The organism is Spirosoma arcticum (assembly GCF_054779955.1).
Genome location: NZ_BAAGXG010000004.1, coordinates 284,699 through 311,285, shown reverse-complemented (window position 1 = coordinate 311,285; position 26,587 = coordinate 284,699). Strand labels below are relative to the sequence as shown.

Below are 26,587 nucleotides of genomic sequence, written 5' to 3'. Positions count from 1 at the left end.
TGGAAGGCCACGTTAGCTATTATTCTATGAAGTTTACAAACGTTCTCAAATACCTTATTTCGCTGGCCATTGCCGGGGGGCTGCTCTGGTTCACGTTCACGCAAAGCAACCTCGACGCGGGCGACCTCTGGACCAAAATCAGCGCAGCCGATTACCGCTGGGTGCTGGCGTCGGCGCTGTTGACCCTTATTGCCCACTGGAGCCGGGCCGAACGCTGGCGCATTCTGCTGGAACCGGTAGTGCCCCAGCGTCCAACTTCACTCGACGCCACAGTCAGTGTGCTGACGGGTTATCTGGCAAACCTTGCGCTGCCCCGCGCGGGTGAAGTAGCCCGCTGTGGCACGTTGTACCGCCTTTCCAATGTACCGGTCAACGTCAGCTTCGGGACGGTGGTGGCCGAGCGGCTCTTCGACGTACTGCTGCTGCTGATTTTATTAGCCGCCACGTTCGTGCTTGAGTTCGACCGGCTGAGTCAGTTCTTCATGGAGTTTTTCGGCAACAAAGTAGGTGGTCAGGGCAGCGGTTCGGGGGGTTCAGGGGTGTTGCTGGTGATTGGTGCCGTGCTGGTGGGATTGGCCGTGCTGGGCTGGTTTCTGTACGGCCGCTACCGCGACGCACTGGGTCGGCACCCGCTCTATCAAAAAGTAATGGCGTTCACCAAAGGGCTGCTCGAAGGGTTGCTGAGCGTTCGCAGGCTGCGCCGACCGGGGGCGTTCGTGTTTCATACGCTGCTGATCTGGACGATGTACTACCTGATGTCGTACACGCTGTTTTTTGCCATGCCTGCCACGGCTAACCTCGGTCCGCTGGCCGGTCTGACCATCCTCGTCGTGGGATCGCTGGGCATGGCCGCCCCCACACCGGGCGGCATCGGTTCGTTTCACCTGCTGGTGGGACAAGTGGCGCTCTTATATGGCCTGACGAGCCAGGACGGGCAGATTCTGGCGACGTTTATCCACGGTGTCTCAACCCTGATGATTATTATTCTGGGCGTTCTGAGCCTCCTGGTTGTGCTGCTCCGGCGTAATAAAACCGCCACTACCACCGACGTATTAACCGACCCAAACGCCGTCCGGCTGGAGCGCTAATTAGTCATATTTGTAAAAACAGAACAGCAGTGACCGAATCCAAAATTCTCTCCCGTGAGCAGGCCGTTGAGCAAGCCAATCAGTGGCGGGCCGATGGCCAGTCGATTGTGTTTACCAACGGCTGCTTCGACATTGTCCACCTCGGCCATATCGACTACCTTGAAAAAGCCCGTGCTCTCGGTCAGCGGTTAATTCTGGGTCTCAACACCGACGCGTCCGTTAGCTGCATCAAAGGTCCCCTGCGCCCCGTTGTTAACGAATATGCCCGCGCCCGGCTCATGGCCGCCCTCGAATTTGTCGACGCCGTTACACTTTTCGGCGAACCAACACCCCTCGAACTGATCGAAGCCGTTCGGCCCGACGTACTGGTAAAAGGTGACGATTACACGGTAGCCACCATCGTTGGGGCTGATTTCATCCTGGCTCGCGGTGGACGCGTCGAAACGGTAGCCCTCGTGCCGGGCTACTCGACCACCAAACTCATCGAGCGAATCAAAGCGGGTTACTAACCTCCGTATAGAACGCTTGTTAAAAGGACCACTTGCTTGATAAACGGTTAACAGATCGGGATACTTTTCCGGCTTTTCTGTTGTTTTACTGATAACGGGCGGATACGTTGCCCCATATAAACTTAAAACCTGACCAACAAACCATGGCTTCTCCCTGGATATTAATGCTTGTCATCTTCGGTCTCAGCGCATTTGTGAGCTGGCGGCTACGGAGTAAATTTAACGAGTACTCACAAATTGGACTCAGCAATGGCCTGAGTGGGGCTGAAGTAGCCCAGCGGATGCTGCGCGAAAACAACATTTTCGACGTGCGTGTCCTGTCCGTCGAAGGAATGCTTACTGACCACTATAACCCGGCCGACAAGACCGTCAACCTGAGTGCCGATGTGTATTATGGCAAGAGCGTGGCTTCAGCAGCCGTAGCGGCTCACGAGTGTGGGCACGCCGTGCAGCATGAGGTAGCTTACGCACCCTTAAAGTTGCGGTCGGCGATGGTGCCGGTGCTGACAGTTTCGTCGCGCTATATGCAGTGGATTCTGTTGGGCGGCATTCTGCTGTTGCAGACGACACCGCTTCCTTTGGCAATTGGCGTGGGCCTATTCGCGCTGACGACCCTGTTCAGTTTCGTGACGCTGCCCGTTGAGTTCGACGCCAGCAAACGGGCATTAGCCTGGATTCAAACGAACGGAGTCGTGAACGAGCGGGAGTACACGTTTGCTAAAGACGCCCTGTGGTGGGCTGCTATGACCTACGTCGTTGCCGCGCTGGGTTCGCTGGCCACGCTCATGTACTATGCCAGTATCCTGCTGGGCGGTCGCCGGAACTAAGCTCGTTAACTTAACACGGTTCGTTCTGATTCACACAAAAAGCCGCGTCAGCAACGACGCGGCTTTTGCGTGAACTGAAATCAGAAGCAATTTAAGCGAATAGCAGACGCGACGACTGGCTGACTACGTAGCCGGAGTCGATCATCCGCTGCTCCATTTGCTGCGTTGGTGCCGACCGGTCGATCAGCGTACCCGCTACGGCCACGGCAATGGCGATGACTAAGGCGGGCCAGAAACCGGCGATGGTGAAACTGTCCAAAAATTTGTCGATCAGCTTCAGCAAAATGGCCGTCACAATAATACGGACGATGCCCGACAGCAGGAAGAGCGTAACCAAGTTGAGGGGAAACCGGATGATCCAGCCAACGAAGAAATTCAGCAGTCCCAGCAGCACCGCAATGAGCAGAGCAGTTCCAAAATTTTTGACGTCGACCTGGGGCATGAAATACGCCAGTCCAAAAATCACGGCGGCATCGAGTAATAGGTGTAGGATAAGGTTCATGCGATAAACTGGGATAGTTGATTCGTTTCCAACAACTGTTTTCGTCCACCGATAGTTTAACCCCTACAACCAGCACTCAACGCATGTATCGTCTTTGGATTTTAGCACTCACATTTCTGATGGCCTGCGGGCCGGGTTCATCGCAGCAGGCGGCAACGTCCTCCCCCACCGATTCGGCGAAGGTGTACCGCTTCAGCGAAGCCAGCCGCGATGGCATTGGTAAATTTTATCAGGGCCGCGAAATTGCGCACGTGATGGGTCACCTCGGCGCGTCGTGGCTCGAACGCCCGGAGCGCGAACGAGAAGAACGCACCGATTTACTGTTGGCCGCCCTTGACCTCAAACCGACCGACGTCGTGGCCGACATTGGTGCTGGAACGGGCTTTTTCACGTTTCTGATGGCCTCGGAAGTGCCTAAAGGAAAGGTGCTGGCGGTGGATATTCAAACCGAAATGATCGACTACCTGAACGAAGGCAAAGCAAAGCGGAAGATCACTAATGTACAGCCGGTTCTCGGCACCGAGTCCAACCCAAAACTACCCGCCAACACTGTTGATCTGGCCATTTTGATCGACGCATATCATGAGTTTTCGTACCCCCGCGAGATGATGAGCCAGATTGCTTCATCCTTAAAGCCGGGTGGGCGCGTGGTGCTGGTAGAGTACAGGGCCGAAGACCCAAGTGTACCCATCAAAGAAATCCACAAACTGAGCGTGGCACAGGCAACCAAAGAGATGAAAGCTGTTGGGCTGAAACTATTGAAGAATGACAAGCGGTTACCGCAGCAGCACATTATGTTCTTCGGAAAGTAAGCGCTTACGGTCACAAACCCATTACCAATGAATATTACCCAGGTCCGCGAACACCTCCACCGGCTCATTGACGAAGTTGACGACATCTATGTACTGAACGGGCTATACCGTAACCTGCTGTCCGACAAACGGCAGCGCGAACAGTATGAACAGGAGCAGCGGGAGAAAGCCAAAAAAGCGTCGCCCGACAGCCGGTCTAAATCACCCCGGAAAGGCCACTGATCGTCAGTGCGATGATGATGGCATTGAATCCGAACGACAATATACCATGCACTAAAACCGTCCGGCGCATGGATTTGGCGCTGATCGTTACGTCGGATGTTTGACTGGTCATGCCGATAACGAACGAGAAATAAGCAAAATCAAGGTAGTCCGGTTCTGGTTCGTCGGGAAACTCCAGGCCACCGGGTGGTTTGGTTTTACGGGGGTCATCGCCGTAGTACAGGTGAGCGTACCGGAGCGTAAAAACCGTGTGTACCAGACCCCACGCGCTGGCTACCGCCAGAATCGCCAGCGCGGTGTGCGTAATGCGGTTCTCCTGACGCATGGAATCCAGCACGGCAACAACGGCAAACAGACTGGCCACGGCGGCCACGACCACAAATGCCAGAATCTGAACCCGGCTCGAATCCTGTAGCCGCGAAACACGGGGCAGGTCGCGCGGATGGTCATTCACAATCGTTAGCCACGTCAGGGCCAGCACCGTCAGGGCGTAAACGACCCAGGCAAATGTGAGCCGCACCGGCCAGCCCAGTGTGCCGGGCACCAGGCCGAACGCCAGGAACGCAACCCCTAACGCAATCAGCAACCGGTGGTGCGCATCCAACCCGCTAATCCGGGAAATCAGTGAAGCCATAGCAAGATTCGTAACGAGGGGCAATGTAGGGCTGAACTACATTCCTTTTCGTATTTTTGATGCTTCACGACCCAATCCATTCGCCCATGACCCCGTGCCGGTCTCTGTTTGCCACCGTATTCAGCCTTCTTTTTTCTCTTTCTGCGCTCGCCCAGACCACCCTGCCCACGTTTCTGCAAGCGGGCAACCGCTACGGAGGACCACGCGTGAACCGGTGGGCGGATTCGGTATTTGCCACGCTCACCCCCGACGAACGCATTGGCCAACTGATTATGGTCGCGGGCTACTCGAACCGCAAGCCAGCCTACGAAGACTCGCTGGTGACGCTGGTTCGGACCAATAAACTCGGTGGGGTCGTTATGTTTCAGGGTGGCCCCATCCGGCAGGCCAAGCTCACCAACCGATTGCAGGCGCTCTCGACGGTGCCGCTGCTGATTGCCATGGATGCCGAATGGGGCTTAGCCATGCGCTTGGACAGCACCGTCCGGTATCCCTACCAGATGACGTTGGGGGCCATGCCGGGTAATGATTCGCTCATTTACCGGATGGGCGCGAACTTAGCCAAACAGGCGCGTCGGCTGGGCGTTCACGTCAATTTTGCGCCAACGGTCGATATCAACAACAACCCCAACAACCCCGTCATCAATTTCCGTTCGTTCGGCGAAGACAAGTACGCTGTGGCCCGCAAAGCCTTAGCCTACGTGCGGGGCATGGAGGATAACCGGCTGTTAACCAGCATCAAACACTTTCCCGGCCACGGCGACACCGGCACCGATTCGCACTACGACCTGCCACTGATTAATAAAAGCCGGGCCCAACTCGATTCCCTCGAACTGTACCCGTTCCGGCAGCTTATCAACGCCGGGGCATCGGGCGTGATGGTTGCGCACCTGAGCATTCCGGCCTTAGACACCACCCGCAACCGCCCTTCGACGCTCTCGCCCAACATCGTGACGAACCTGCTCAAAAACGAACTGGGCTTCCAGGGACTGATTTTCTCCGACGCCATGAACATGAAAGGCGTCACGAAATACTTTCCATCGGGGCAGGCCGATCAGTTAGGCATCGTAGCGGGGATGGATGTGCTGGAGTTTACGGAAGACGTTCCGGCCGCGTTAGCACTCATCAAACAGGCCGTGGTCGACGGGCGCATCACGCAGGAATCCTTAGACGCCCGGTGCCTGAAAGTGCTGCGGGCCAAAGCCTGGGTTGGTCTGGATCGATACAAACCCATTGTGCTCGATAACCTCGTCCGCGATCTGAACCCCGTGCAGGATGTGCTCCTCAACCGCCGGTTTACCGAGGCCAGTTTGACGGTGCTGAAGAACGAGCGAAACCTGCTGCCGCTGAAAGGGTTAGACACGCTCCGTATTGCATCGGTAGCAGTGGAAAGCGAGAAACTGACGGCGTTTCAACAGATGGCGGGCAACTACACACGGGTTGACCATTTCCGGATGAACTCGAAAATGCCTGATTCGACCGTGGCGCGGGTGCTGGATTCGCTGCGTATGTACAACCTGTTACTGGTGGATGTTCATCTGAACAACATCCGGCCGGGTGCCAAATACGGTATGCAGGCCAAAACGGCTACACTGGTTGGTAATTTAGTGGCGACGGGCAAGGCCGTTGTCACGGTGTTTGGCAATGTGTACGCATTAGATAAGCTGACCTTTCCTGCCGACTCGGCCCGGCCCGAACGCAACATTGAGCGGGCGCGGGCCATTGTCATGCCCTACCAACTCACCGATTACACCGAGGAGTTGTCGGCACAATTAATTTTCGGGGCCATTGGCGCGTCGGGAAAGCTGCCCGTGACGGTGAATCAGCGGTTCCGGCTCGGCGATGGCATCACCGTTCAGCCCATTGGCCGGATGAAATACACCATTCCTGAAGAGGTCGGCATCGACGGGCAATTGCTGACGCAGCGGGTGGATTCATTAGTGAACGTTGGGCTGGCGCAAAAGGCGTTTCCGGGCTGTGTGGTGCAGATGGCCAAAGACGGCAAGGTTATTTTTCGCAAAGCGTACGGCAAACATACGTATGATGCGTCATTAGGGGCGGAACCTAAGACGGTGCAATTGGACGATTTATACGATATGGCGTCGGTGACAAAGGTGAGCACCTCAACACCCGCCCTGATGCGCTTAGCGGACGAAGGCAAATTCAACGTAGACGGCAAAATGGCGGATTACCTACCCGACTTCAAAAAGTCGAACAAGGCCGACCTCGTCTGGCGCGACGTGCTGACCCATCAGGCCCGGCTGAAGGCGTGGATTCCCTTCTGGCGCGATACCCGAAGTGCAGACAGCACTTGGAAGCCCAAAACCTTCAGAACCAAACCCAGCGCCCGCTATTCGATTGAAATAACGGACAGTCTGTATCTGTTCAGACGCTACCCAAAAACCATCTTTGAGCAGATTCGAGATTCGCCGTTGAACGCGAAAAAAGAATACGTGTACTCAGACCTGTCGTTTATCCTCTACCCGCAAATTGTGAAGCGGCTGACGGGTCAAAACTTTGAAGATTACCTTAAAAGCACATTTTACGGCCCGCTCGGCGCGACTACACTAACCTACAACCCACGGCGGCTTTACTCGCTCAACCGCATCGTGCCCACCGAATATGATTCGCTGTTCCGCAAAACGCTCATTTGGGGACGTGTGCACGACGAAGGAGCGGCCATGCTCGGTGGCTTGTCGGGGCACGCGGGCTTGTTTGGGTCGGCCAACGATCTGATGAAGGTGTTTGAGATGTACCGGCAGAAAGGCGCTTACGCCGGACAGCAGTACATTTCGGCCAAAACTATCGCGGAGTTCACGCGCTACCAGTTCCCTGAGTTAGGGAACCGGCGCGGATTGGGCTTCGAGAAACCGTCGTTCGCGTACACCGGCAACGCCCCCCGTTCGGCCACCAAGGCCAGTTTCGGACACTCGGGTTTCACGGGCACCTTTACGTGGGTCGATCCTGACCCGGCCTACAACCTGACCTACGTGTTTCTGGCCAACCGCGTCTATCCCACCCGAAACAATAATAAAATCAGCACGTTGAATACCCGTACCTACGTTGCCGAAGCGTTATACGAAGCAATCAAGCGCGGCATTCAATGAAAAACTTCCTGATTCACCTGCTTAACTACGAACTCTGGGCTAACCAGCGCATTATCGACGCCCTCGAAACGCTGGACAATCCACCAGCGCGGGCAGTAGCCATTATGGGCCATATTTTGTCGGCGCAGCAGGTTTGGCTGGGGCGGGTGCTTCACGAAACGACGTTTGTCTCTATCTGGGAGGATACGCCAGTGGGATGGATGAGCGAAACCGCCGAGCGGCAGCACCGCAAAGTAGTAAGCTACCTGAGTGCGCTGGCCGAGTCGGAATTGACGCAACCCGTTGACTATCATAACTCGAAACAGGTGGCGTATCAAAGTACACTGCTCGACATTCTGACCCACATGAGTCACCACGCGGCCTATCACCGGGGGCAGGTGGTGCAACTAATCCGACCCATGCTGGATGAACCCCCGGTAACGGATTTCATCGTCTGGACGCGGGAAGGGTGAGTGTGTGTACAGTTCAATTAGCTATTCGATTCGCTGATGAATGGGCAAAAAAAGTTAAACACGACCGAAATTATGTTTAATTTTTCTCTCAGGTTAACATAAGCCTCATTATACAACAAAAGGACCTGCATCACAATAGCATCACCCTATCAAAAGTTAGTGAAGAGTAAACACCTGATAGGATATGAACATTAAGCTACTTTTCACTTTATTGCTATTACGCTCGATACAATCATGGTCTCAATCAATAGCCACTAATCAAACGGATAAAGAGTACTGTCTACATAACAGGCGATTAAGTTATATACACCCGAAAGATTTTATCCGTCGCCAAGCCGTTTTAGATTCGGTCAACAGGCTTTTGGTTGGTCGATGGAAACTTATTGATATTGGTACCCAGACTTACACCGTGATGCCCATTCCAGCAGACTCTATTGAGATGAGCGTAGATGGGAAAGGAAATTCTATTGTCTATGCACGAGGAAAACAGATAGTTGATTTTCAATTAGCTGTGGGTATAAACTACGGTAACCTACGATGTGTAATTAGTGAGACGGGTAGAGCCTATTTTCGCTTCAGAACGCCACGAGTGAGGGCCGGTCAAAGAGACATGAATAACGGGGAAACCATCTATCCTAATGGTCTTCGAGTCTGTGAAAAGTATTTAGAAATCTATGCTTTCACCTCGGCTGGCCCGTATTACGTCTTTAAACGGTTAATGTCTATCCAACTAGAAAATAAACCCAGAAACTAACATATTTGCTACTTATACAACAGCACTGTAGAACAATCGTAAGAGCAAGGAGTTTTAACAATTGCCTAAACACTTGACAGGATGAAAAAGCAACTTATCATTTTGGGAATCACTCTGTGTACCGCCTGTAAACACGATGCGCCAGTCGTTCAACCGATACTGGCTCCCGATGCCGCCAGAGTCATTACAGGCACTTATACGGCTAATCTATCGCGTATTCCTACTGTGAAGTCCTACCCTATCAATGGTAAGACGATAACGTTTCAGGTTGAGCGCATTTCATCTGACAAGGTGCGAGTTAAAGTACAAGCCCCTGCTAACGGCTTCTACTCGCCCGCCAGAGACACCACTTATGAGAATGTGTATGTGCTGACAAAGCCACAGGGGTACTACCTGACGTTAGAAACAGACACAACACAGCCGAATAATCAGTTAGGAAGCGAACTTGTTATTGCACCACCTTCTGCACCTGATAACTCTCCGAATTGGGCTGCTTACATGTTTGCCCCCCCAACCTATACGAGTGGTACATCAGAACTACCAAAATATGTGGCTCGTATGTCAGTCGAGTTCACAAAGACTAATTGAAGTATTCTTAGATTAGAATTCAATAAATGATTGCATTCTTCTGAAAATAGTCGAATAACATAAGATTAGTTATGAAACTTGGCTGGGAATAGTGCAATTAGTATAGGTTGCCAGACAGTCATGGAAATTCACTGGGGCAGTAACGGCTGACCATTTGTGCCGTACGATTCTGTAAACAAACCCTCCCTTACGGCTTCTGCCCATTCCAATAAATCAACACGTTCAGCGTAGCCCGGCCGGACGCAATCAGGTCCAGATCGCCGTCGCTGTCGAGATCAGCGGCTTGCAGGTCTTCGCAGGCCATTCGGACGCTATCGTCGAGCACGTAGCCCGCAAAGTTATCGGCCTCCTGCGGAATGAATAGCCGCACCCCAACTTTGCCGCTTTTGTCCGGGTTGCGCCAACCCACGATAATCTGATCGCGGCCGGTCCCCAAAAAATCACCGCACACGAGCGCATGACCCTGACTCAATTCGTCGGTCAGGATATTGATTTCTTTGTCAGACACGTCGGCGCGGGGGCGTTTGGTTGAATAATAGCCGTTTTCAGTTTGCAGCAGGGTCCCGTGCATGGGCTGGATGGTAGCGATGCCCGCGCCCTTGTCGTAGCGTCGGATTTCGCCAATGCCGTCGGTGTTGTTGGTCAACAGGCCCAGTGCGTTGCGGGCGGCTTCCTCGGGCATGTACCGCCACTGTCCCGACTGCCACTCTAAAACCTTGCCGCCTTCTTTACCAGCCAGGATGAGACCGGTAATGGGACCATCTTCCCAGAGTTCAAAGTTATGCGTCAGGTGTAGCGTCGAATCCACTAAATACCGTTTCCACGGACTGCGTGGATTCTTCGGGAACTCGTACCCCCACACCCGAACGCCCCGGCCCTCCCCTTTTTGGTTGCCCAGGCCGTGCAGCGGCACCACAATTAGCTGGTAGGTGTTGCCGGTTTTGGCCCAGCGCATCCGGTGCGTCGTTACTTCGTGGGACAACCGCACCGGTTCCCAGCGTTGTGTCGGGTCCTGCGGGCGAACCAGGTAAAACACGGCCCCGGATTTGGTGCTGTCAGCGGTTTCGGATGGATTCCAGCCCGCACCCACGGCCACCTCCACTCGCCCGTCGCCATCGAGGTCGCGGGCGGCAATGCAGACATTATCCTGCGGGGTCAGGTTCTCGGCCATAACGTGGCGTTTCCACGCCCCCGTTTTGCTATTGGGGTTTTTGTACCAGACAATCTGTTTCTGATCGGCCAGCAGAATGTCGGGTTTCCGGTCGCCGTCCACATCGCCAATGGCCAGCCCGTAGCCAATGCTGATCTGGTTATCAACAACCTGGATTTTAAAGTTGGGTTTGGGGGTTTGAGCGAGGACCCATAGAGGGCAGAGGAACAGGCAAAGTAGTTTCATAACGGGAAGTAGTTTCTCGGCCTTGTAGTAAGATCAGGAAAGGTGCATTTTACTCTCAGAGTGTGATTCCCTCGCCCAACTGCATCACGTGGTAAGGGGTGCCATGTCGCTCGCAGGCCTGCATAAAGTCGGCAGGGTCGGCGGTGTTGAAGGCGAACAGGTCGTAGTGGTGGGGAATAACGAGTTTCGCACCGATGTCGCGGCCAAGCCGGGCGGCTTCGTCGGGGTCGAGGTTGCCCGCCACGCGTCGTTCGGGTTTATTGCCGTTTATGGGCAGAAACGCCACGTCCACCCTGAACGGCCTCAGCAGGTCCACCATGCCCTCGTACCAGAGCGTATCGCCGGAATGATACACTCGGTACGGGCCTGCTTCAACCACATAACCCATGAATTTACAGCATCCCCGCCCATCGCGTTCGAGTTCGTTGTGCGCGGCCGGAACGCCATGAAACACAAAATCGCCAACAGTTGCGGTTTGACCGTCGGTTAATCCCACCGGCCACGTCGGATCAGTGCCGAGCCGGTCAGCTATAAACGAACGGTTGGCTTCGGGAATCACGAACTGTAGAGCCGGGTTAGCGGCAATCAGCGGAAGCAGCGTATCGGCGTCGAGGTGATCGGTATGGTTGTGACTGGAGGTCATAACGTCGATGCTATCGAGATGCGCCGGGTCGATTACCCGTTCCGACAGGCGGACGTGCGGTTTATCGGTGCTGGCGTATTTTCGCGACAGCGAGTCGGACAGGTACGGGTCAAGCAGCAGGTGTTTCCTGTTGTATTGCAGCAGAAAACCGCTTTGGCCGAGCCACCATATATGCAGCTTACCGGGCGTTTGGGTGGCCTGTTCAATGTCAGTGAGCAGGGCATGGTCTTTCTGAAAAGCGGGTTTTACTATCATTTCTGAGGAGTTAAACCACTAATTCGGCCAATGAGCCAGTCGAACGTTTTGGCGGGCAACACCCGGGGGAGCGTCCAGCCGATTAGCTTCTGAGGCACAACGGCGTACCGGATGCTGGGGCGGGGCGTTTCGTGAATCTGCACAATACGCTCACCGAGGTATTCGACCGAAAAACCCCGGCTTTCGGCCGCCCGCACCTGCTTCTGAAACCGCTGCATGGCCGGGTAGTAGGCCGTCTGTTCGTAGGCGTCGATAGGTGTGTTCTTACCCCAGATTGGCGTTTTCACGGCTCCCGGACCCACAATAATCACCTTTATCCCGTACAAATTTAACTCCCGGCGCAGACTGTGCGACAGTCCTTCAACGGCGTGTTTGGAGCCGACGTACGCGCCCATAAACGGAATAGCCACCTGCCCGTTTACCGAGCTGATATTCTGAATGCGGCCCGGCCGAACGGGGTGGTTGTCCCGCGCCCCAAGCAGCGGCAGAAACGCCTGCGTCACGCGCAGCAGCCCCAGCACGTTTACCTCGAACTGTTGCTGAATAACGTCCATTGGCTGGTGTTGCAGCGGTCCGCCAATGGCGATGCCCGCGTTGTTGATGAGTCCGCCCAAACCGCTGCCCGTTAGCCGGTCGGTGAGCAGTTGGGCAGCCGCGTTCACGGCGTCGGTGTCGGTCACGTCGAACAGCAGCGGCACAAAGTTTACGCCCAGTTCGGTTTGCAGCCGGTCGGCGTCAGCTTGGGTGCGAACGCTGCCGAAGACGGTGTAGCCTTTTCGAATAAATTGCTTGGTGGCCCCGTAGCCGATGCCCGTTGAAGCGCCGGTAATAAGGATATTGCGAGAAGTGGGTTTCATAGCGTCCAAGTTAAGTTATATCGCCAGAATATGCCCTAACGAACCCGGCTTAGGTTCAACAATCGCGTAAAGTTTGACGTTATCTCCCCGGTTGGCCAACCCTAAAACCACCGGGCCGACGGCTATGAATCATGCAGGACATTGAACCCTTCTACGGCTGGGAAAAATACTACAACGCGTCGGAAGACACGCGGTCGCCGTTTCACGAGCGGGAGTACAACATGCACCAGTACGAGAATGATATTTACGGCTACTACATCCACCCCCTCTGGGACGAAATCGGCTCCGAAACGCTCTATTGTAAGATTCTCTTCGCCAACTACGACCGGCAATTCGTGGTTATCGAACTCTTCGGCGAGTGGAACGACACGCTTCACAACGACATCATGTACCTCAAACGGCAGGTGGTAGACGTACTCGTCAATGAAGGCATCAAATACTTTATCCTCATCAGCGAAAACATTTTCAACTTCCACGGCTCCGACGACAGCTACTACGAAGAGTGGTTTGAGGACGTGGAAGACGGCTGGATTGCGGCCATTCACTCGCCCGAATTCATCGAACGTGAGTGGAAAAAATACCGGCTCGATTACTACATCAATTTCGGTGGCACGCTCGACATTGCCAACTGGCGGACGCTCCAGCCCGCTGCCCTGTTTGAGTTAGTCAACAGCCTGCTGATGCGCCGGTTAGGGTAAAGAGTCAGGTGGGTAACTGGCCGAAATGCCTGCCTATTCGGTCGCTTTATTTCCAGTATTTCTACGGGATCAATTCGGATACTTTTACGCTAAAGCGAGAAGAGTTCATGTATAATCTTTGTCGGGCCATTCACCATTGAATGTAGCCTAAACCAACGGTATCATGCCTCTTCTGTCAACTTTTGAGCTTTTAGTGAAGCGCATCGCGCCTACGCCGGGCGGACCTGCCAACCCCGCCAACGCACCATTCAGACGAGTTGTTCAGGGTTATTTTCTGACAATTTCGCACATTCCCGACGCCAATTCAGGGCCGCTTTCGCTTCAGATGCGTTTCACGACGAATATTATCGACGAAGATATTTTAAACCCGAATAACCGTTTTTACCGTGGCCTGATCGGCAGCACGTTACAAAATTCAAATCACTCCTTTGTAGTGGATAACGCCGGTGCGCAAACAACCACCCTGTTAACCGCCCTGCCCCCATTAGTTAGTTCGCAACCGTTCGAGAGCACGCCATTCACCATTCAACCCGGACAAACCATTGCGGCCGCGTTATTTCCTAATGTGGGCAATGCGTTTGTGTTGAGCACCGAGAATCTGGCCGTGCGGGGCTATGCCGAAATAGTAACTGCCAACGATGTCATCGCGAATGAGCAGTTACTTATTTCTGCCGAACAGCGCGGGACGTTCCTGGATAACGATTATCCCCTTTTCAATAATCCGGATATGCTCGATTTCGACCAGATCAGCTACTCGCTCGATTTAGCGGGAGGCCGGGCGCTGGTTCGGGTTTAGTACGCCTGTTTACTGACCAAATAATGCCCGTACAAATGGGTAGAATTGACCGATCAGGACTGCTTCGATGTCCTGAAAGCACACTGTCGACCTGAGCGGTTGACAGCGTTAATTTGGAGGTAATTGCGGAACATCTGTAGTGCCGAAGCTCCGGCTTCAAGAGTATAGTTAGTTGTCACTCCCGAAGCCGGAGCTTCTGGGGCGCCGGACCGGGCACTACATCATTCGCTTCGTAAACTTTTGACCGGGTTCATCAGCGCGGCTTTCACGCTCTGAAAACTAACGGTGATGAACGCAATACCCGCTGTGGCGAGTAGTGCCCAGACGAAAGTTTCTACGCCAATATCGGTCTTGAACTTAAAATCGGCCAGCCAGGCATTCATAAGCCACCAGGCCAGTGGGGCAGCCAATACAAACGCTACCAAAATCAACCGGGTGAACTCCTGACCAAAGATCCAGATGATCTGGGCGATGCTGCTGCCGAGGACTTTCCGGATGCCAATTTCCTTGGTTTTTTGCGCGGCCATGAACGACACTAACCCGTATAGCCCTAAGCAGCCGATGAACAACGCAAGGGCCGAAAAGACCTGAATGAGTTTCAGCATCAGCGATTCAGTTTTGTAGAAGGTGGCGATGTCGTCGTCCAGGAACTCGTATTCATATAGTTTGTCGGGGTGATTGGCGCTCCACGTTTTTTTGAGAGCGGCCATGGTAGCCGCGACGTTGCCCGTATTGATTTTTACAGCGTAATTGAAATAAAGGCCGGGTGCGGTAAAGATGCCAATTGGGTTGATTTCCTGATGAAATGACACATCGTGAAAATCTTTCACGACGCCCACTATTGTCCCTTTGGTGTTGTTAATCATCAGCGGTTTCCCCAGCAATTCCCCGGCTGATTTGATATTCAGCTTTCGGGCAAAAGCTTCATTGACGACAAACTCCCGTGCCGAGTCGGCGGGAAACACGTTGCGACCCGCCACGAGCGTCAGGCCAAAGGTTTTGAGGTAATCGGCATCCGCTGCTTTCACCGCCACCCGAAACGTCTGCTCGTTGGGATCGTTGTTGTAGTAGGGCGTCGTGGTCCAGTTGTTGTTATTGGTAGCGGGTGCGCCAAAGCACAGGGCCACGCCGTCCACACCTGTTAGTTTCTCAAATTCTCCCTTCACCGTTTGCGCTTTCTGGTAATCGGAACCAATCGGAATCATCACGACGGCATCTTTGGTGAACCCCAGGTCCGACTGCTTCGCATAATTCATTTGTTTGGCAATGACAATCAGGCCGATGACCAGCGCCTGCGATAGGGCAAACTGAGCGATGATCAACGCTCTTCAGGTGTTGAAACCACCAATGTTTCGTTGCGACAGCCTGCCCCGCAACGCGACCACGGGCTGAAAACCCGCCAGAATTAAACCGGGATACGAACCCGCCACAAACGTTACAAACAACACCAGTAGGGGAATAAACACCATCAGTTGTCCGTCATGCAGCAAATCGAAACGAACGTGTGCCGTAAACCAATCATTGACAAACGGCAATGCCGCCAGCGACAGAACAAAGGCTACTCCCAACGCGAGCACCGTAATGACTCCGGTTTGAGCAATGAACTGCCAGAAAATCTGGCCTCGTAAACTACCCATCACCTTTCTGACCCCCACTTCTTTAGCCCGGTTGAGCGCCTGTGCGGTAGCCAGATTGACAAAATTGACGCAGGCCGTTACAAGAATGAATACACCGATGAACGATAATACCCACAGGTTCTTTTTGTCCATCGGCCCACCATAGCGTGCGTCGAGATGGACCTTCGACAGGGGTTGGAGTTTATAGTGATGGACGTTGGTACTGGTTGGTCGGTGCTTAGTGACGTAGGCCGGAAAAACGGCCTCAACCTGCGCCACCGAAATGGGCGGGCGCAGGCGTACGTAACACTTCATAACATCGTTTATGCCGCCCCAAGCATCGTCGCTCGCCAACCATTCATCCTGCTGTTTCAACGTAGAATAGGAGACAAAAATCTCGGCTTGCTGATGCGAGTTTTCAGGTATATCTTTCAGTACTCCCGTGATTTTGGCTTTAATACTTTTCCCGAATTGGATGGTTCTATTGATTGGATTTTTGCTCCTGAAGTACTTTTGAGCGAGTCGTTCGGTGATGATCGCAGTGTTGGGTTCCAGCAGGGCAGATTGTAGGTTGCCAGCAATGAGTGAAAAGTTGAAGATGTCAAAGTAGGCGGGTTCGGCAAAGGCAAAGCCACCTTCCTGCTTGAATTTTTCTCCTTCTTTTCCCGTGTTGATCGTAATGACGGCATCGTCGTAAGTAGCGATGCGGGCAACTTTCTCGGCAAAATCATAATCGTCCCGAAACGCCTTTCCCAGCGGACTCGGTACACTGGATTCATACTCGATAACATCGCGGTGCTCCTCGGTGACAATGCGGAAGATGCGGTCGGCATTGCGATGGAAATTATCAAAACTGAGGTGGTATTTCACCAGCATGAAAATGAGCAACCCACAGGTCATACCCAATCCCAAGCCGAAGATGTTAATGGACGCATACGCCCTGTTGCGAACCAAATTACGCCAGGCGATTTTGAGATGATTTCTGATCATGATAGTAGCGCCCGGTCCGGCGCCCCGGAAGCTCCAGCTTCGGATGTGGAAACTATATATTCACCCGAAGCTGGAGCTTCCGGGGCGCCGGACCAGGCGCTACTGTTATTCACTTCGCAAACTTTTGACTGGGTTCATTAAGGCGGCTTTTATACTCTGGAAACTTACCGTCAGCAGGGCAACGCTCAGTACCGACAGGCCAACTAGGCCGAAGAGCCAACCCGTTAAGTCCATTCGATACGCAAACGTATTGAGCCAGTAACGGGCCGCATACCATCCAATGGGTGTAGCAATTAGAAAGGCAAGCAGCACTAATTTCAAGAAGTCGACAGACACTAATTGACCGACTTCCAGGACACTGGCTCCCAGTACCTTTCGAATACCAATTTCCTTGTTCCGCTGTTCAATCGTCAGCGATACCAGGCCAAACAGACCCAGTCCGGCAATCAGGATAGCCAGCCCGGCAGCATCGGTGATGAGTTGTTTCCAGCGGGCATCGTCGGCGTAGTCTTCGAGTCGGTCGGCCTCCATGAAATGGTACGAGAACGGCTGGTACGGAATCAGTTTTCTAAAGTTACTTTCGATGGTTTGCAGTCCGGCCTGCGTTTGGCCATCCGTCAGTTTGGCGTAGAGTTGATTCATCTGTTCGGGCTTGCCAAGCTGGAGTAAGACGGGTTCCGGTTTGTCGCGCAGGGAGCGGAACTGATAATCGCGCACCACGCCCACTACCGTCAAATTGCGCCGGACATTGTTGTCGTCTTCCCACTGAATCACCTGCCCGACGGCGGATTGATTAGCCTCCAGAAACCGCTTCACGAAGGTCTCATTCACCAAGATATTGGATAGGCTGTCGGTGGGGTTCGCATTGCTCAGCCCCCGACCCGCTACAATCGGCACGTTCACGAAGCTCAGGTACTGGTCGTCAATCCACTCGCGGCCCGATTTGATCGGTTTATTGCTCACGTAGTAGGTGCCTGACTGATGGCCTCCCGACTTCCGGGCGACGGCCTCGATACCGGGCTGTCCCCGCAACGCCTGCTTTACCAGTTCGCCCTGCTTCTCGCGGCCCCAGGGAACATAAATCCGCACCCGGTTCGCTCGTTCATACCCTACATCGGCGGTCTGGATGTAGTTGAACTGACCGTGCAGCACGGCCGTCCCAATCAGGAGCACAATAGCAATTGTGAACTGCAGGACCACCAGCGATTTCCCGAACTGGTTACGACCACTGAGCCGCAGACGACCGTATAAAATCTGCGTCGGATTGAAGCCCGACAGCACCAGAGCCGGGTAAAAACCGGCCAGTACCGTAACCACGATCACCAATCCGGCAAACAAACCAAGCGTTTGTGGGGTAAACAGAAAATGGAGTTGCAGGGCTTTGTTGGCGAGGGCCGAGAATTGGGGCAGCAGGACGTACACCAGTGCGATTGTCGGCACGAAAGCCAGCAGTGTCAGCAGAAACGTTTCGCCCATAAATTGCCCGATGAGCTGCCGACGGGTGCTGCCCGTCACCTTCCGAATACCGATCTCTTTGGTTCGGCGCAGGGAGCGGGCCAGCGTCAGATTCACAAAGTTGATGCAGGCCAGTAGCAGAATCAGTCCGGCAATGCCACTCAGGATGTAGGAATACACCGACGACGATCCCCGCGCCAGACCGTTATTCATGTCATAACTGGCATCGAGGTGCATGGCCGTGTACGGTTGCAGATGATACGCCAGACTGAATGTACCATATTCCCGACGAACCTGATCCAGTTGTCGGCGGGCATACTTCGTCACTACCGTTGCCATCTTGCGCTCGACCGCAATGGGGTCGGGAAACGCCCCGCTGTTGCGGTCGGTATGTACTAATAGAAACGTGTTCAGAAAGCCTTCTGCCCACTCATGTTGGCTCCAGTGTTTGCCATCCGGGGGCAGCGAAGCCACGAACGGGCGCAGTACGTCGAAGCGAATGCTCGAATTCATCGGGGGCGTTTTCACGACACCTGTAATGCGGTAATTTTCAAAATTACCCCCCGCGTCGATGGTCAGCGGTCGGTTCAGCACGTCGGTCGTGCCGAAGTACTTGCGGGCTATTTCCTCCGTGACAACCACACTACCCGGATCATTCAGCAGCGTTCTACTATTTCCTGCCAGTACGTCGAAACTGAACAGCCGAAAGAAAGACGTGTCCACGTACAGTACCTGTTGGTAGATAGCCTCCTCTTTTTTGCGAAACAACATTTCGTAGCCCTGAACCCGGCAGAAATCAGCTACTTCGGGCAATTCAGCGGCAAAGGCTGGCCCTTCCGGAACCCCCGTGGCACCGGTTTTGACTTCATTACCGTCAGCGTTTGTCGTGTTCAACACCACCCGGTAAAGCCCATCGGCACGGGCATGAAACCGGTCATACGATAGTTCATCCTGCACGAACAGCAAAATGAACATAACGGCCGCCAGTCCCGCGCTCAGGCCGATGATATTGATTGTGCTGAGAACGCGGTTGCGCAGCAGATTTCGCCAAGCGATTTTGAAGTAATTGCGAAACATAGTTGTAGTGCTTGGTCCGACATTCTGTAGTCCAGCATCCCGGAAACTCCAGCTTCGGGTGTGAAGTCAATTATACGCCGAAGCTGGAGCTTCGGCGCTACAGTCATTCACTTCGCAGACTTTTCACCGGATTCATCAGGGCGGCTTTCACGCTCTGGAAGCTGACCGTCAGCAGGGCAATACTCACCGCCAGCAAGCCCGCCCCCACAAACACCCACCACTCGATGTCGATCTTGTAGGCGAAGTCCTGCAACCAGCGGTTCATGGCAAACCACGCCAGGGGCGACGCAATGACGATGGCGATCAGCACCAGTTTGAGGAAGTCTTTTGATAACAGTGTTACAATACTGGTCACACTCGCGCCTAACACTTTGCGAACCCCGATTTCTTTGGTGCGTTGCTCCGCCGTGAAAGCCGCCAAGCCGAATAATCCTAAGCAGGCAATGAGAATAGATAAGGCCGTGAACAGGCTGAACAACTTCCCAAAGAGTTGTTCGGAGCGGTACAGTTCGGCAAACTGCTCATCCACAATCTGATACTCAAAGGGCCAGTCGGCAGCCCTGGTTTGCCACTCCTGTTTCAGAAACGCCAGCGTCGCCGTCAGATTGGTCGGTTGCACCCGCAATACCATGCTCGAAAACACTGGCGGAAATACGTGCATGACCACCGGTTCAATTTTCTGGTGCAAGGATTTGTAATTGAAATCCTGCACTACGCCAATCACCCGACCCCGCTTGAGGGTATCGGTTGGGCTACCGGGTACCCATTTATTCCACACAATTTCTTTACCCAACGCTTGTTGTGGACTGACTAAACCGAAGGTACGCACGGCGGTTTCGTTCAGGACAAAGCCTTCGTTCAGGTCCGTGCCAAACGTTCGGGAGAAATTTCGACCAGCCACCAGTCGCATCCCCATCGTGGGAATATAATCGGGGTCAATGAGGAACATATTGGTCGTTATTTCTGCGCCTTTTCCCGGCAGCCGAATGCCATCCCCGGCGAAGGTACCACCCGGTATACCGTAGCAGGCAGTGGCGGCCCGGATACCGGGGTTGCGCAGCAAATCGGTTTTGAGAGCCTCATAGCCTTTTTGCATGGCCTCGTTGCGCAGGGGCAATACAATAGCCTGCTCATCAGCAAATCCGAGATCTTTCTGCTGGATGTAGCGAAGCTGGGTAAACACAACCGCCGTACCGATAATTAGCACCGTGGATGCGGTAAACTGCAGCACGACCAGCGTTTTACGGAGCGAAACGGCTCCCGTTCGGGGCAACCTGATCCGGCTACCGGTCAGCACCTGCACCGGCCGAAACCCCGACAAAAAGAAGGCTGGGTATACACCCGCCAGTACGCCAACTACCCCAATGACCAGCACTAATCCGACCAGAAACTGCGGTTGCACCAAACTCGCCACCGATAGAGGTTTGCCGACCCAATTGCTGAAAACGGACAGGGAAAGACCCGTTATAGCTAAAGCGATAAGCATGGCGAGGGTCGTTAGCAGCAGCGATTCGCCGATAAACTGTCCCATCAACTGGCTCCGGTGGGCACCTACTGCTTTACGCAACCCTACTTCTTTAGCGCGGGTTAGCGAACGAGCCGTGCTCAGGTTCATGAAGTTGAAACAGGCGATCAACAGTGCGAACAAAGCAATAGCCATGAGGGCGTATACGTACCGGATGTTGCCCTTCTGCACGTTGTCGTACTCCAGGTCCGACGAGCGCAGGTGGACGTCCAGCAGCGGTTGCAACCGACTCTGGTACGTTATCCCTATCTTATCCAATTCGGGTTGCGCGTAGCGGACCAGCAGGGATGGTAACTTTGCCTGTAACCGGGCCGGGTTGTAGTGCTGGGGCAATACAACATAAGTGTAGAATTGCTGCCAGCGCCAGTTTTCCAGCCGACCCGGCTCAACGAGGGATTTTAATGTACTGAATGACCCAACCGCGTTCATTTTCAAATGCGATTGCGCGGGCAAGTCTTTCATGACGCCCGTTACGCGGAAGAGAATGGCGCCACCGTCCGCAATAGTTAGTTGTTTATTAATCGGGTCCTGATCGCCGAAATACTTACGGGCCATCGATTCCGAAATGACCAGTGTATTCGCTCCCTTCAGGACCTGCGCCGAACTGCCCCGCGTCAGTGGGAAGGAAAATATGTCGAAAAAGGTAGAATCGGCGAGCAAGATATCCGTCTCAATGAATTTCTTATCTTGGTACTTGACTAATGGTTTGTTACCCAGCGCAAACAGCCGCACCATCTGTTGCACCTCCGGAAAGTTGGCCTTTAGCGTGGGGCCGTATGCCGGGGGCGTAACGGCCATCTGACTTTGCTTGCCCTCCGCCGTGCGTTGGTTGATAACCCGGTATATTCGGTCTGCCTTCGCATGAAACCGGTCGTACGCAAATTCGTCTTGAACAAACAGGTAAATACTTAAACAGCAGGTCAGTCCAACCGATAGGCCAATTAAATTAATCAGCGAAAAACCCAGATGGCGCAGCAGATTCCGCCAGGCGATTTTGACATAGTTTGTTAGCATGGTTTTCAGGGTTATTCACTCCGCAACGACTTCACCGGATTCATCAGGGCGGCTTTCACACTTTGGAAACTTACCGTCAGCAGTGCAATACTCACCGCCAGCAAACCCGCCAACGCAAATACCCACCACTCAATGTCGATTTTGTAGGCGAAGTCCTGCAACCAGCGGTTCATGGCAAACCACGCCAGGGGCGATGCGATGACAATAGCAATCAGCACCAGTTTGAGGAAGTCTTTTGATAACAGGGTTACAATACTGGCAACCGATGCGCCCAATACTTTCCGAACGCCAATTTCTTTGGTGCGTTGCTCAGCGGTGAACGCAGCTAAGCCAAATAAACCCAGACAGGCGATGAGAATAGCCAGCGAGGCCGCCGTGGTGAATATCCGGCCGTATTGCTGTTCGGTTTGGTACTGCTTGCTGTACTGCTCATCGGCGAAGTAATAATCGAACGGATTACCGGGAAAGTATTGCCGATACAGGTTCGACAATTGGGCAATGTTGGCTTGAATCTGTCCCGTTGTAAGCTTGAGCGCGAAAAAATATTCGTTATAGGCTGGTTGAAAAACAATAGGGCCAATAGATTGCTGCAACGACTGGTGATGATAGTCTTTCACCACGCCGACAACTTCTGACCCGTCCTGCCACGTAATTTGCTGGCCAATGGCCGCCTGTGCAGAAGCAAATCCAAGCGCTTTGACCGCCGTTTCGTTTAGCATCACCCGGTGGCTCGACCAGCCTTTTTCCGCTTCAGCGGGTGTGATATTACGCCCAGCGGCCAACGTAATGCCAAATGTGGGTAGGTAATGATCGTCCACAATGGCCATGTTGTAGTTCGTTTTGTCGTCGTCGGGGCGGGCGTTGCGTTGCTTAGTGATGCCCGCCGTGCTGAAATTGTAATACTGACCCGGTACGCTGCCGGTGAGCGAAACGCGCTGCACAAACGATTGCCCAGCCAGTTCGTTGCGGAACGCCGACGACCGCTGTTTGTACGTCGAGTCTTTGCCTACCTCCGGCCCCCGAATAACCAGCACCTGCGCCGTAGTGACGCCCAATTCCTGAGTCTGCATGTATTGCAACTGCCGGTAGAGAATTACCGTCGACACGATGAGCGCAATGGACACGGCAAACTGAAACACCACCAATGACTGCCGCAAGGCTCCGCCCCGCCCGGGACTGCCGCCCCATGACCGGTATCGCACCGGCGCACCGGCCGGAGCGGCACCAGCCGAACCATTTCCCTTGAGCGTACGGATTGGCGACATACCCGACAGCGCAAACGCCGTGTACCCGCCCGATGCCAGCGCCCCAATGAGTAAAAAGGCCAGCCCTACTACCCAGAGATTACCCGATGCCAGGACGCTCAATGACAATTGCCTGCCAACCAGATCATTGAACGGTTTTTGCAGCAAGCTCAGGAGCAACAGCCCCACGCCAAAACCCAGTATGTTCAGTAGCAGGGACTCACCCAGAAACTGCCCGATTAGCGCCCAGCGTGTGGCCCCGGCAACCTTGCGAACACCTACTTCTTTCGACCGCTTCAGTGATGCCACCGTGGACAGATTCACGTAGTTGAACCACGCGATGAGCAGAATTAACAGCGCAATTCCGCCCATGAGGTACACAAAGCTCAGCTTACCCGTCGTGGGGTAGGTGTTAGCCAGACTGTCGGCGAGGTGCATCTGGCGGACGGGCTGGAGGTTTATAGTCGCTTTCGTCTCAGCAAAGTTCGGACTTCGCTGCCTAATCAGCCGGGTCAACTTGCTTTCCAACGCCGACAAATTGGTCTCGTCGGGGAGTTGCAGGTAGGCTTGCAGAAACCCATTATTTAACCCCTTCAGATCAACCCAGTCAGCATTGCCCAGGTTGGCCGGGTTATTCAGCGTAGCCAGCGAAAAAATCAGGTCGGTCTGAATATCGGAGTTGGGCGGCATATCGGCGTAGACCGCCACCACGGTATAGGGCGTTTTTCCGAACTGGTTATTGAGTGTCAGCACCTGACCCACAGCCGGTTTGGCATCGAAATAGTTGCGGGCCGCCGTTGCCGACATAGCCACCGTGTTGGGCTGCGTCAGCCGCGAGACCTGACCCGTTAGCACCGGGAATGAAAACAAGTCGAAGAAACTGCCGTCGGCCAGCAAAACGCCCTCTTCCCGGAATGAGCGCAACGTGACGGCTCCATTGGCCGTTGTGACAATGCCCTGCCCAATACCCGACGCCACGCGGCAATAGTTAGCGACCTCGCCAAACTCAGCTTTGACTAATGGCCCCACACCCGGCGCTGTAAGCTCACTCGACTGCCCTTCTTTAGTAGTGGTCAGCAGCCGGTAAAGATTCGGTAATTTCTGATGAAACTGATTGTAGCTACGCTCAAAACTAACGTATTCCAGAATGAGCAGAAACGCGGCAATCCCCACCGCCAGCCCGGCGATATTGATGATGCTGAACACCCGACTTTTGCGGAGATTCCGCCAGGCGATTTTGAGGTAGCTTTTGTACATGGTGCGTTCTGTTTACTTAACAACAACGGTATTTTCCTGACCCGATTTTACCATGAACGTCGACTGAATCTGTAAGACGTCGTTCTGGAAATACGTCAGGCGGTACTCGCCCGGCGGCAACGGAAGCTGATACGGAAAGAAGCGTTTCTGACTGTCGATTTTGGTGTCCCGCTCAACTGAATAATCGCCCGTCGACCGGGTAAGGGTCAGCTTGATTTTGCCCGTGCAGGTTTCGCAACGGAAAGTTACGTCCTGATCCTCACTGGTATCAGACTCGTCGTGGGTGGTGTCACTTTCCGACCGACCGGACAAAGTTGGTGGCAATGGGGGTTTAGGGGGCAGTGGGGGCTTGGGCGAATCCACCGCACCGGCGGGGGTGCGGCCTTCCGACCGGCGGGCTGGTTCTCCAATGCCGAGTGAATCGAAAATGCGGTGTTTGAGGTCGTCTTTTGCCCGATCACTCAGCCGGGCCACGTCGAACGTGCGCTGGTAGTCGATAGCCCGGCCATCGACCTGCCCTTCCACGCGGATAGACATCGTCTTGCCATCGTCGTTGATTTGTGAATGGGTTGTCGACTGGCGCGACGTTTGGGCCATAGCCGCAACGCCAACGTTGAGCAGAATCAGGGTGAGAAGCGATTTCATTGATTGAAAAATAGGATACTGTCACTCTTCGCTCAACTGTCGTGCCACACCCTGAAATGGCCATTTGCAGGTCAAAAACGGCCCTATCGTTTACGGCACCGTCCGAAAGTGGACACCCACTCGTCCGATAGTGAACGCATGGACCCGCCCCGACACGCGGCTGTTAGCGAACCGTGATTTCAACCCGGCGGTTTTTAACGCGCCCTTCCTCGGCCGCGTTATCGGCAACGGGATGCGTACTGCCGTACCCTTTGGCGTTGATGCGCTCTTCGGCAATGCCGCGTCGGGTCAGGTAGTGCGCAACCACTTTGGCGCGGTTCTCCGACAGGGCCAGGTTCAGGCGTGCGTCGCCCACATTGTCGGTATGACCCGCAACTTCGATGCGCCATTGCGGGTTCCGGTTCATCACCTGCACCAACTGGTCCAGTTCGGCCGATGAGCCGGGCAACAGCACATAGCTGCTTTGAGCGAACTGAACCTGGCGCAGCGCAACCGTTTCGCCCGTTACCAGGCCATCCAGGGGGCCAGTAACGGGTTGGGGAGCCACAACCGTAACCGCGTTCGGTTTGGTCACGGTGACGGCACTAACGGCAACTGGCGGGATAACGGCCGCTTTGGTTGCAGTTTTGGATGGAGGAGCAACTGGTTCAGTGACTGGCTTAGGCCCAGCAACCACAACCGCACGGGGCGACCTAACAACGGGCTTCGGCAATTGGGTGGCCGGTGGGTCGGGCTGCCGGAAAAACTGAGCGGTAACGGGCGTTCCGGGCGTATCGGAGAAGCTGAACAACGGCTTCTTTGCATCAGGCCGCTCCCAGAACAACTCGATCACTCCGCCGTACATCGCGTTGAAAAACTCCACTTTCAGGTCGTAGGAACGGCCTGCCTGCAACACCACACTACCCGTATATTTTTTGGAGTCGTTGAGTTGCCAGACGTCCATTACGGTTTTGTTACCCACCCAAATTCGGATGCCATCGTCCACCTTCGCGTAGAACGTATAGCGGCCCGACGCGGGAGCCAGCAGCTTACCCGTCCAGCGCACCGAATAATACGACCGATCAATACCGGGGGCCGGGCTTCGGTCTACCCACGTAAAACTGAGTTTCGGGTCAACGCGGGTCAGGACTTTTCGCTCGAAATTCGTGCCGTTGTAATACTCCCCTTTCAGTCCCGGTTGCGCCCTTACTGGTGTCATTAGTAACCAACCTGTTATTCCCATCAGCAGGCGTATCGTCTTCATCAATTCATCGGCTTGTGCAACCGAAAGATGCCCATTTTATCGACAGCGCCGTCTGATTCAGGATGAGTGGCCGTTAACGAGGTCAGGCGAGTTGACGGAGCCGTCGCTGGAAAGCCAAATCCTCTTTTTTGACAAAAGCAATGGGCACAAAATCATCCGTTGGCGTACCAATGTAGTACAGCGACCAGTCGCGGTCGTAAGTAGCCAGCACGTGCCGGATACATTCTACGCGATCAAAAGAAGGCACGGGGCAGTCGGCCCAGTAGAACAGCTCGACCCGGTAATGGAGGGCCTGCTTCTGCCCATTGATGGACACCTCGATTTCGATGTCCTGTTTGCCGGGCATCGAAGGGATAGGAATTGCGATGTAGGCCATGTTCG

General features: G+C 54.1%; 24 protein-coding genes. 11 read left to right on the top strand and 13 right to left on the bottom strand.

Going from position 1 to position 26,587, the window contains the following annotated elements; translation table 11 throughout:
- Window positions 1–26: 26 nt before the first annotated feature.
- The 3 genes from ACYVHB_RS11070 (at window position 27) to ACYVHB_RS11060 (ending at window position 2,424) form a co-directional block, all read left to right on the top strand.
- Window positions 27–1,088 carry a lysylphosphatidylglycerol synthase transmembrane domain-containing protein gene (locus ACYVHB_RS11070; protein WP_461051788.1) on the top strand — a complete coding sequence of 354 codons (1,062 nt, stop codon included), beginning with the start codon at window positions 27–29 and terminating at the stop codon, window positions 1,086–1,088.
- Window positions 1,089–1,117: 29 nt separating this feature from the next.
- Window positions 1,118–1,597, top strand: coding sequence for a D-glycero-beta-D-manno-heptose 1-phosphate adenylyltransferase (gene rfaE2, locus ACYVHB_RS11065; protein ID WP_461051787.1), 480 nt, complete (start codon window positions 1,118–1,120; stop codon window positions 1,595–1,597).
- Between the two features lie 164 nt (window positions 1,598–1,761).
- Complete coding sequence (locus ACYVHB_RS11060) at window positions 1,762–2,424, top strand: zinc metallopeptidase (protein WP_461051786.1); 663 nt, start codon at window positions 1,762–1,764, stop codon at window positions 2,422–2,424.
- Between the two features lie 91 nt (window positions 2,425–2,515).
- Here ACYVHB_RS11060 and ACYVHB_RS11055 read toward each other — a convergent pair whose 3' ends face one another.
- Entirely contained in the window at window positions 2,516–2,926 is a 411-nt protein-coding gene (locus ACYVHB_RS11055) for a phage holin family protein (protein WP_461051785.1), read from the bottom strand.
- 83 nt (window positions 2,927–3,009) lie between these two features.
- On the opposite strand from ACYVHB_RS11055, the gene ACYVHB_RS11050 reads away from it, so the two are divergent.
- Window positions 3,010–3,738, top strand: coding sequence for a class I SAM-dependent methyltransferase (locus ACYVHB_RS11050; protein ID WP_461051784.1), 729 nt, complete (start codon window positions 3,010–3,012; stop codon window positions 3,736–3,738).
- Window positions 3,739–3,765: 27 nt separating this feature from the next.
- On the top strand, window positions 3,766–3,960 hold the full coding sequence (locus ACYVHB_RS11045) for a hypothetical protein (RefSeq protein WP_461051783.1): 195 nt from the start codon (window positions 3,766–3,768) through the stop codon (window positions 3,958–3,960).
- Here ACYVHB_RS11045 and ACYVHB_RS11040 read toward each other — a convergent pair.
- Window positions 3,935–4,594: a DUF1345 domain-containing protein gene (locus ACYVHB_RS11040; protein WP_461051782.1), complete on the bottom strand. Its 660-nt coding sequence runs from the start codon at window positions 4,592–4,594 to the stop codon at window positions 3,935–3,937. The two genes, ACYVHB_RS11045 and ACYVHB_RS11040, sit on opposite strands and share 26 nt — an antisense overlap.
- 86 nt (window positions 4,595–4,680) lie before the next feature.
- Between ACYVHB_RS11040 and ACYVHB_RS11035 the strand changes: the two genes are divergently transcribed.
- The 4 genes from ACYVHB_RS11035 (at window position 4,681) to ACYVHB_RS11020 (ending at window position 9,495) form a co-directional block, all read left to right on the top strand.
- The gene (locus ACYVHB_RS11035) at window positions 4,681–7,701 is read left to right on the top strand and encodes a glycoside hydrolase family 3 N-terminal domain-containing protein (protein ID WP_461051781.1); all 3,021 of its coding nucleotides are present in this window, start codon (window positions 4,681–4,683) and stop codon (window positions 7,699–7,701) included.
- Window positions 7,698–8,153: a DinB family protein gene (locus tag ACYVHB_RS11030; protein ID WP_461051780.1), complete on the top strand. Its 456-nt coding sequence runs from the start codon at window positions 7,698–7,700 to the stop codon at window positions 8,151–8,153. The genes ACYVHB_RS11035 and ACYVHB_RS11030 overlap by 4 nt, the downstream gene beginning before the upstream one ends.
- A gap of 184 nt (window positions 8,154–8,337) precedes the next feature.
- Complete coding sequence (locus ACYVHB_RS11025) at window positions 8,338–8,907, top strand: hypothetical protein (RefSeq protein WP_461051779.1); 570 nt, start codon at window positions 8,338–8,340, stop codon at window positions 8,905–8,907.
- Between the two features lie 81 nt (window positions 8,908–8,988).
- On the top strand, window positions 8,989–9,495 hold the full coding sequence (locus tag ACYVHB_RS11020) for a hypothetical protein (RefSeq protein ID WP_461051778.1): 507 nt from the start codon (window positions 8,989–8,991) through the stop codon (window positions 9,493–9,495).
- 187 nt (window positions 9,496–9,682) lie between these two features.
- On the opposite strand, the gene ACYVHB_RS11015 is transcribed toward ACYVHB_RS11020, so the two are convergent.
- Genes ACYVHB_RS11015 through ACYVHB_RS11005 form a run of 3 tightly spaced genes read right to left on the bottom strand, consistent with a single transcriptional unit; the run spans window position 9,683 to window position 12,646 of the window.
- Window positions 9,683–10,891: an FG-GAP repeat domain-containing protein gene (locus ACYVHB_RS11015; RefSeq protein WP_461051777.1), complete on the bottom strand. Its 1,209-nt coding sequence runs from the start codon at window positions 10,889–10,891 to the stop codon at window positions 9,683–9,685.
- 55 nt (window positions 10,892–10,946) lie between these two features.
- Window positions 10,947–11,789, bottom strand: coding sequence for an MBL fold metallo-hydrolase (locus tag ACYVHB_RS11010; protein ID WP_461051776.1), 843 nt, complete (start codon window positions 11,787–11,789; stop codon window positions 10,947–10,949).
- Window positions 11,786–12,646 (bottom strand): SDR family NAD(P)-dependent oxidoreductase, encoded by an 861-nt coding sequence (locus ACYVHB_RS11005; protein WP_461051775.1) that lies wholly within the window; start codon window positions 12,644–12,646, stop codon window positions 11,786–11,788. Before ACYVHB_RS11005 ends, ACYVHB_RS11010 begins: the two co-directional genes overlap by 4 nt.
- Window positions 12,647–12,777: 131 nt before the next feature.
- Between ACYVHB_RS11005 and ACYVHB_RS11000 the strand changes: the two genes are divergently transcribed.
- Window positions 12,778–13,344, top strand: a complete 567-nt coding sequence (locus ACYVHB_RS11000) for a hypothetical protein (RefSeq protein WP_461051774.1) — start codon at window positions 12,778–12,780, stop codon at window positions 13,342–13,344.
- Window positions 13,345–13,507: 163 nt separating this feature from the next.
- Window positions 13,508–14,140, top strand: coding sequence for a hypothetical protein (locus ACYVHB_RS10995; protein WP_461051773.1), 633 nt, complete (start codon window positions 13,508–13,510; stop codon window positions 14,138–14,140).
- Between the two features lie 221 nt (window positions 14,141–14,361).
- Here ACYVHB_RS10995 and ACYVHB_RS10990 read toward each other — a convergent pair whose 3' ends face one another.
- The 8 genes from ACYVHB_RS10990 to ACYVHB_RS10955 form a co-directional block, all read right to left on the bottom strand.
- Window positions 14,362–15,462 (bottom strand): ABC transporter permease, encoded by a 1,101-nt coding sequence (locus tag ACYVHB_RS10990; protein WP_461051772.1) that lies wholly within the window; start codon window positions 15,460–15,462, stop codon window positions 14,362–14,364.
- A gap of 6 nt (window positions 15,463–15,468) precedes the next feature.
- Entirely contained in the window at window positions 15,469–16,746 is a 1,278-nt protein-coding gene (locus ACYVHB_RS10985; RefSeq protein ID WP_461051771.1) for an ABC transporter permease, read from the bottom strand.
- 105 nt (window positions 16,747–16,851) lie between these two features.
- Window positions 16,852–19,278: an ABC transporter permease gene (locus ACYVHB_RS10980; protein ID WP_461051770.1), complete on the bottom strand. Its 2,427-nt coding sequence runs from the start codon at window positions 19,276–19,278 to the stop codon at window positions 16,852–16,854.
- A gap of 103 nt (window positions 19,279–19,381) precedes the next feature.
- Window positions 19,382–21,817 (bottom strand): ABC transporter permease, encoded by a 2,436-nt coding sequence (locus tag ACYVHB_RS10975; RefSeq protein WP_461051769.1) that lies wholly within the window; start codon window positions 21,815–21,817, stop codon window positions 19,382–19,384.
- An 11-nt stretch (window positions 21,818–21,828) separates the two neighbouring features.
- A complete protein-coding gene (locus ACYVHB_RS10970; RefSeq protein WP_461051768.1) occupies window positions 21,829–24,318 on the bottom strand; it encodes an ABC transporter permease in 2,490 nt (829 codons plus the stop codon).
- A 12-nt stretch (window positions 24,319–24,330) separates the two neighbouring features.
- Window positions 24,331–24,963, bottom strand: a complete 633-nt coding sequence (locus tag ACYVHB_RS10965) for a hypothetical protein (RefSeq protein WP_461051767.1) — start codon at window positions 24,961–24,963, stop codon at window positions 24,331–24,333.
- A 163-nt stretch (window positions 24,964–25,126) separates the two neighbouring features.
- The gene (locus ACYVHB_RS10960; RefSeq protein WP_461051766.1) at window positions 25,127–26,161 is read right to left on the bottom strand and encodes an OmpA family protein; all 1,035 of its coding nucleotides are present in this window, start codon (window positions 26,159–26,161) and stop codon (window positions 25,127–25,129) included.
- 127 nt (window positions 26,162–26,288) lie between these two features.
- Window positions 26,289–26,582 carry a hypothetical protein gene (locus tag ACYVHB_RS10955; RefSeq protein ID WP_461051765.1) on the bottom strand — a complete coding sequence of 98 codons (294 nt, stop codon included), beginning with the start codon at window positions 26,580–26,582 and terminating at the stop codon, window positions 26,289–26,291.
- Window positions 26,583–26,587: the final 5 nt, after the last annotated feature.

What these genes read in the sequence shown, in the direction of transcription:
- ACYVHB_RS10955 (WP_461051765.1), bottom strand. Translation starts at nt 26,582, where the DNA reads ATGGCCTACATCGCAATTCCTATCCCTTCGATGCCCGGCAAACAGGAC.
- ACYVHB_RS11035 (WP_461051781.1), top strand. Translation starts at nt 4,681, where the DNA reads ATGACCCCGTGCCGGTCTCTGTTTGCCACCGTATTCAGCCTTCTTTTT.
- ACYVHB_RS10960 (WP_461051766.1), bottom strand. Translation starts at nt 26,161, where the DNA reads ATGACACCAGTAAGGGCGCAACCGGGACTGAAAGGGGAGTATTACAAC.
- ACYVHB_RS10975 (WP_461051769.1), bottom strand. Translation starts at nt 21,817, where the DNA reads ATGCTAACAAACTATGTCAAAATCGCCTGGCGGAATCTGCTGCGCCAT.
- ACYVHB_RS10970 (WP_461051768.1), bottom strand. Translation starts at nt 24,318, where the DNA reads ATGTACAAAAGCTACCTCAAAATCGCCTGGCGGAATCTCCGCAAAAGT.
- ACYVHB_RS11060 (WP_461051786.1), top strand. Translation starts at nt 1,762, where the DNA reads ATGCTTGTCATCTTCGGTCTCAGCGCATTTGTGAGCTGGCGGCTACGG.
- ACYVHB_RS11030 (WP_461051780.1), top strand. Translation starts at nt 7,698, where the DNA reads ATGAAAAACTTCCTGATTCACCTGCTTAACTACGAACTCTGGGCTAAC.
- ACYVHB_RS10995 (WP_461051773.1), top strand. Translation starts at nt 13,508, where the DNA reads ATGCCTCTTCTGTCAACTTTTGAGCTTTTAGTGAAGCGCATCGCGCCT.
- ACYVHB_RS11040 (WP_461051782.1), bottom strand. Translation starts at nt 4,594, where the DNA reads ATGGCTTCACTGATTTCCCGGATTAGCGGGTTGGATGCGCACCACCGG.
- ACYVHB_RS11020 (WP_461051778.1), top strand. Translation starts at nt 8,989, where the DNA reads ATGAAAAAGCAACTTATCATTTTGGGAATCACTCTGTGTACCGCCTGT.
- ACYVHB_RS11055 (WP_461051785.1), bottom strand. Translation starts at nt 2,926, where the DNA reads ATGAACCTTATCCTACACCTATTACTCGATGCCGCCGTGATTTTTGGA.
- ACYVHB_RS10980 (WP_461051770.1), bottom strand. Translation starts at nt 19,278, where the DNA reads ATGTTTCGCAATTACTTCAAAATCGCTTGGCGAAATCTGCTGCGCAAC.
- ACYVHB_RS11025 (WP_461051779.1), top strand. Translation starts at nt 8,338, where the DNA reads ATGAACATTAAGCTACTTTTCACTTTATTGCTATTACGCTCGATACAA.
- ACYVHB_RS10985 (WP_461051771.1), bottom strand. Translation starts at nt 16,746, where the DNA reads ATGATCAGAAATCATCTCAAAATCGCCTGGCGTAATTTGGTTCGCAAC.
- ACYVHB_RS11070 (WP_461051788.1), top strand. Translation starts at nt 27, where the DNA reads ATGAAGTTTACAAACGTTCTCAAATACCTTATTTCGCTGGCCATTGCC.
- ACYVHB_RS11015 (WP_461051777.1), bottom strand. Translation starts at nt 10,891, where the DNA reads ATGAAACTACTTTGCCTGTTCCTCTGCCCTCTATGGGTCCTCGCTCAA.
- ACYVHB_RS11010 (WP_461051776.1), bottom strand. Translation starts at nt 11,789, where the DNA reads ATGATAGTAAAACCCGCTTTTCAGAAAGACCATGCCCTGCTCACTGAC.
- ACYVHB_RS11000 (WP_461051774.1), top strand. Translation starts at nt 12,778, where the DNA reads ATGCAGGACATTGAACCCTTCTACGGCTGGGAAAAATACTACAACGCG.
- ACYVHB_RS11045 (WP_461051783.1), top strand. Translation starts at nt 3,766, where the DNA reads ATGAATATTACCCAGGTCCGCGAACACCTCCACCGGCTCATTGACGAA.
- ACYVHB_RS11005 (WP_461051775.1), bottom strand. Translation starts at nt 12,646, where the DNA reads ATGAAACCCACTTCTCGCAATATCCTTATTACCGGCGCTTCAACGGGC.
- ACYVHB_RS10965 (WP_461051767.1), bottom strand. Translation starts at nt 24,963, where the DNA reads ATGAAATCGCTTCTCACCCTGATTCTGCTCAACGTTGGCGTTGCGGCT.
- ACYVHB_RS11050 (WP_461051784.1), top strand. Translation starts at nt 3,010, where the DNA reads ATGTATCGTCTTTGGATTTTAGCACTCACATTTCTGATGGCCTGCGGG.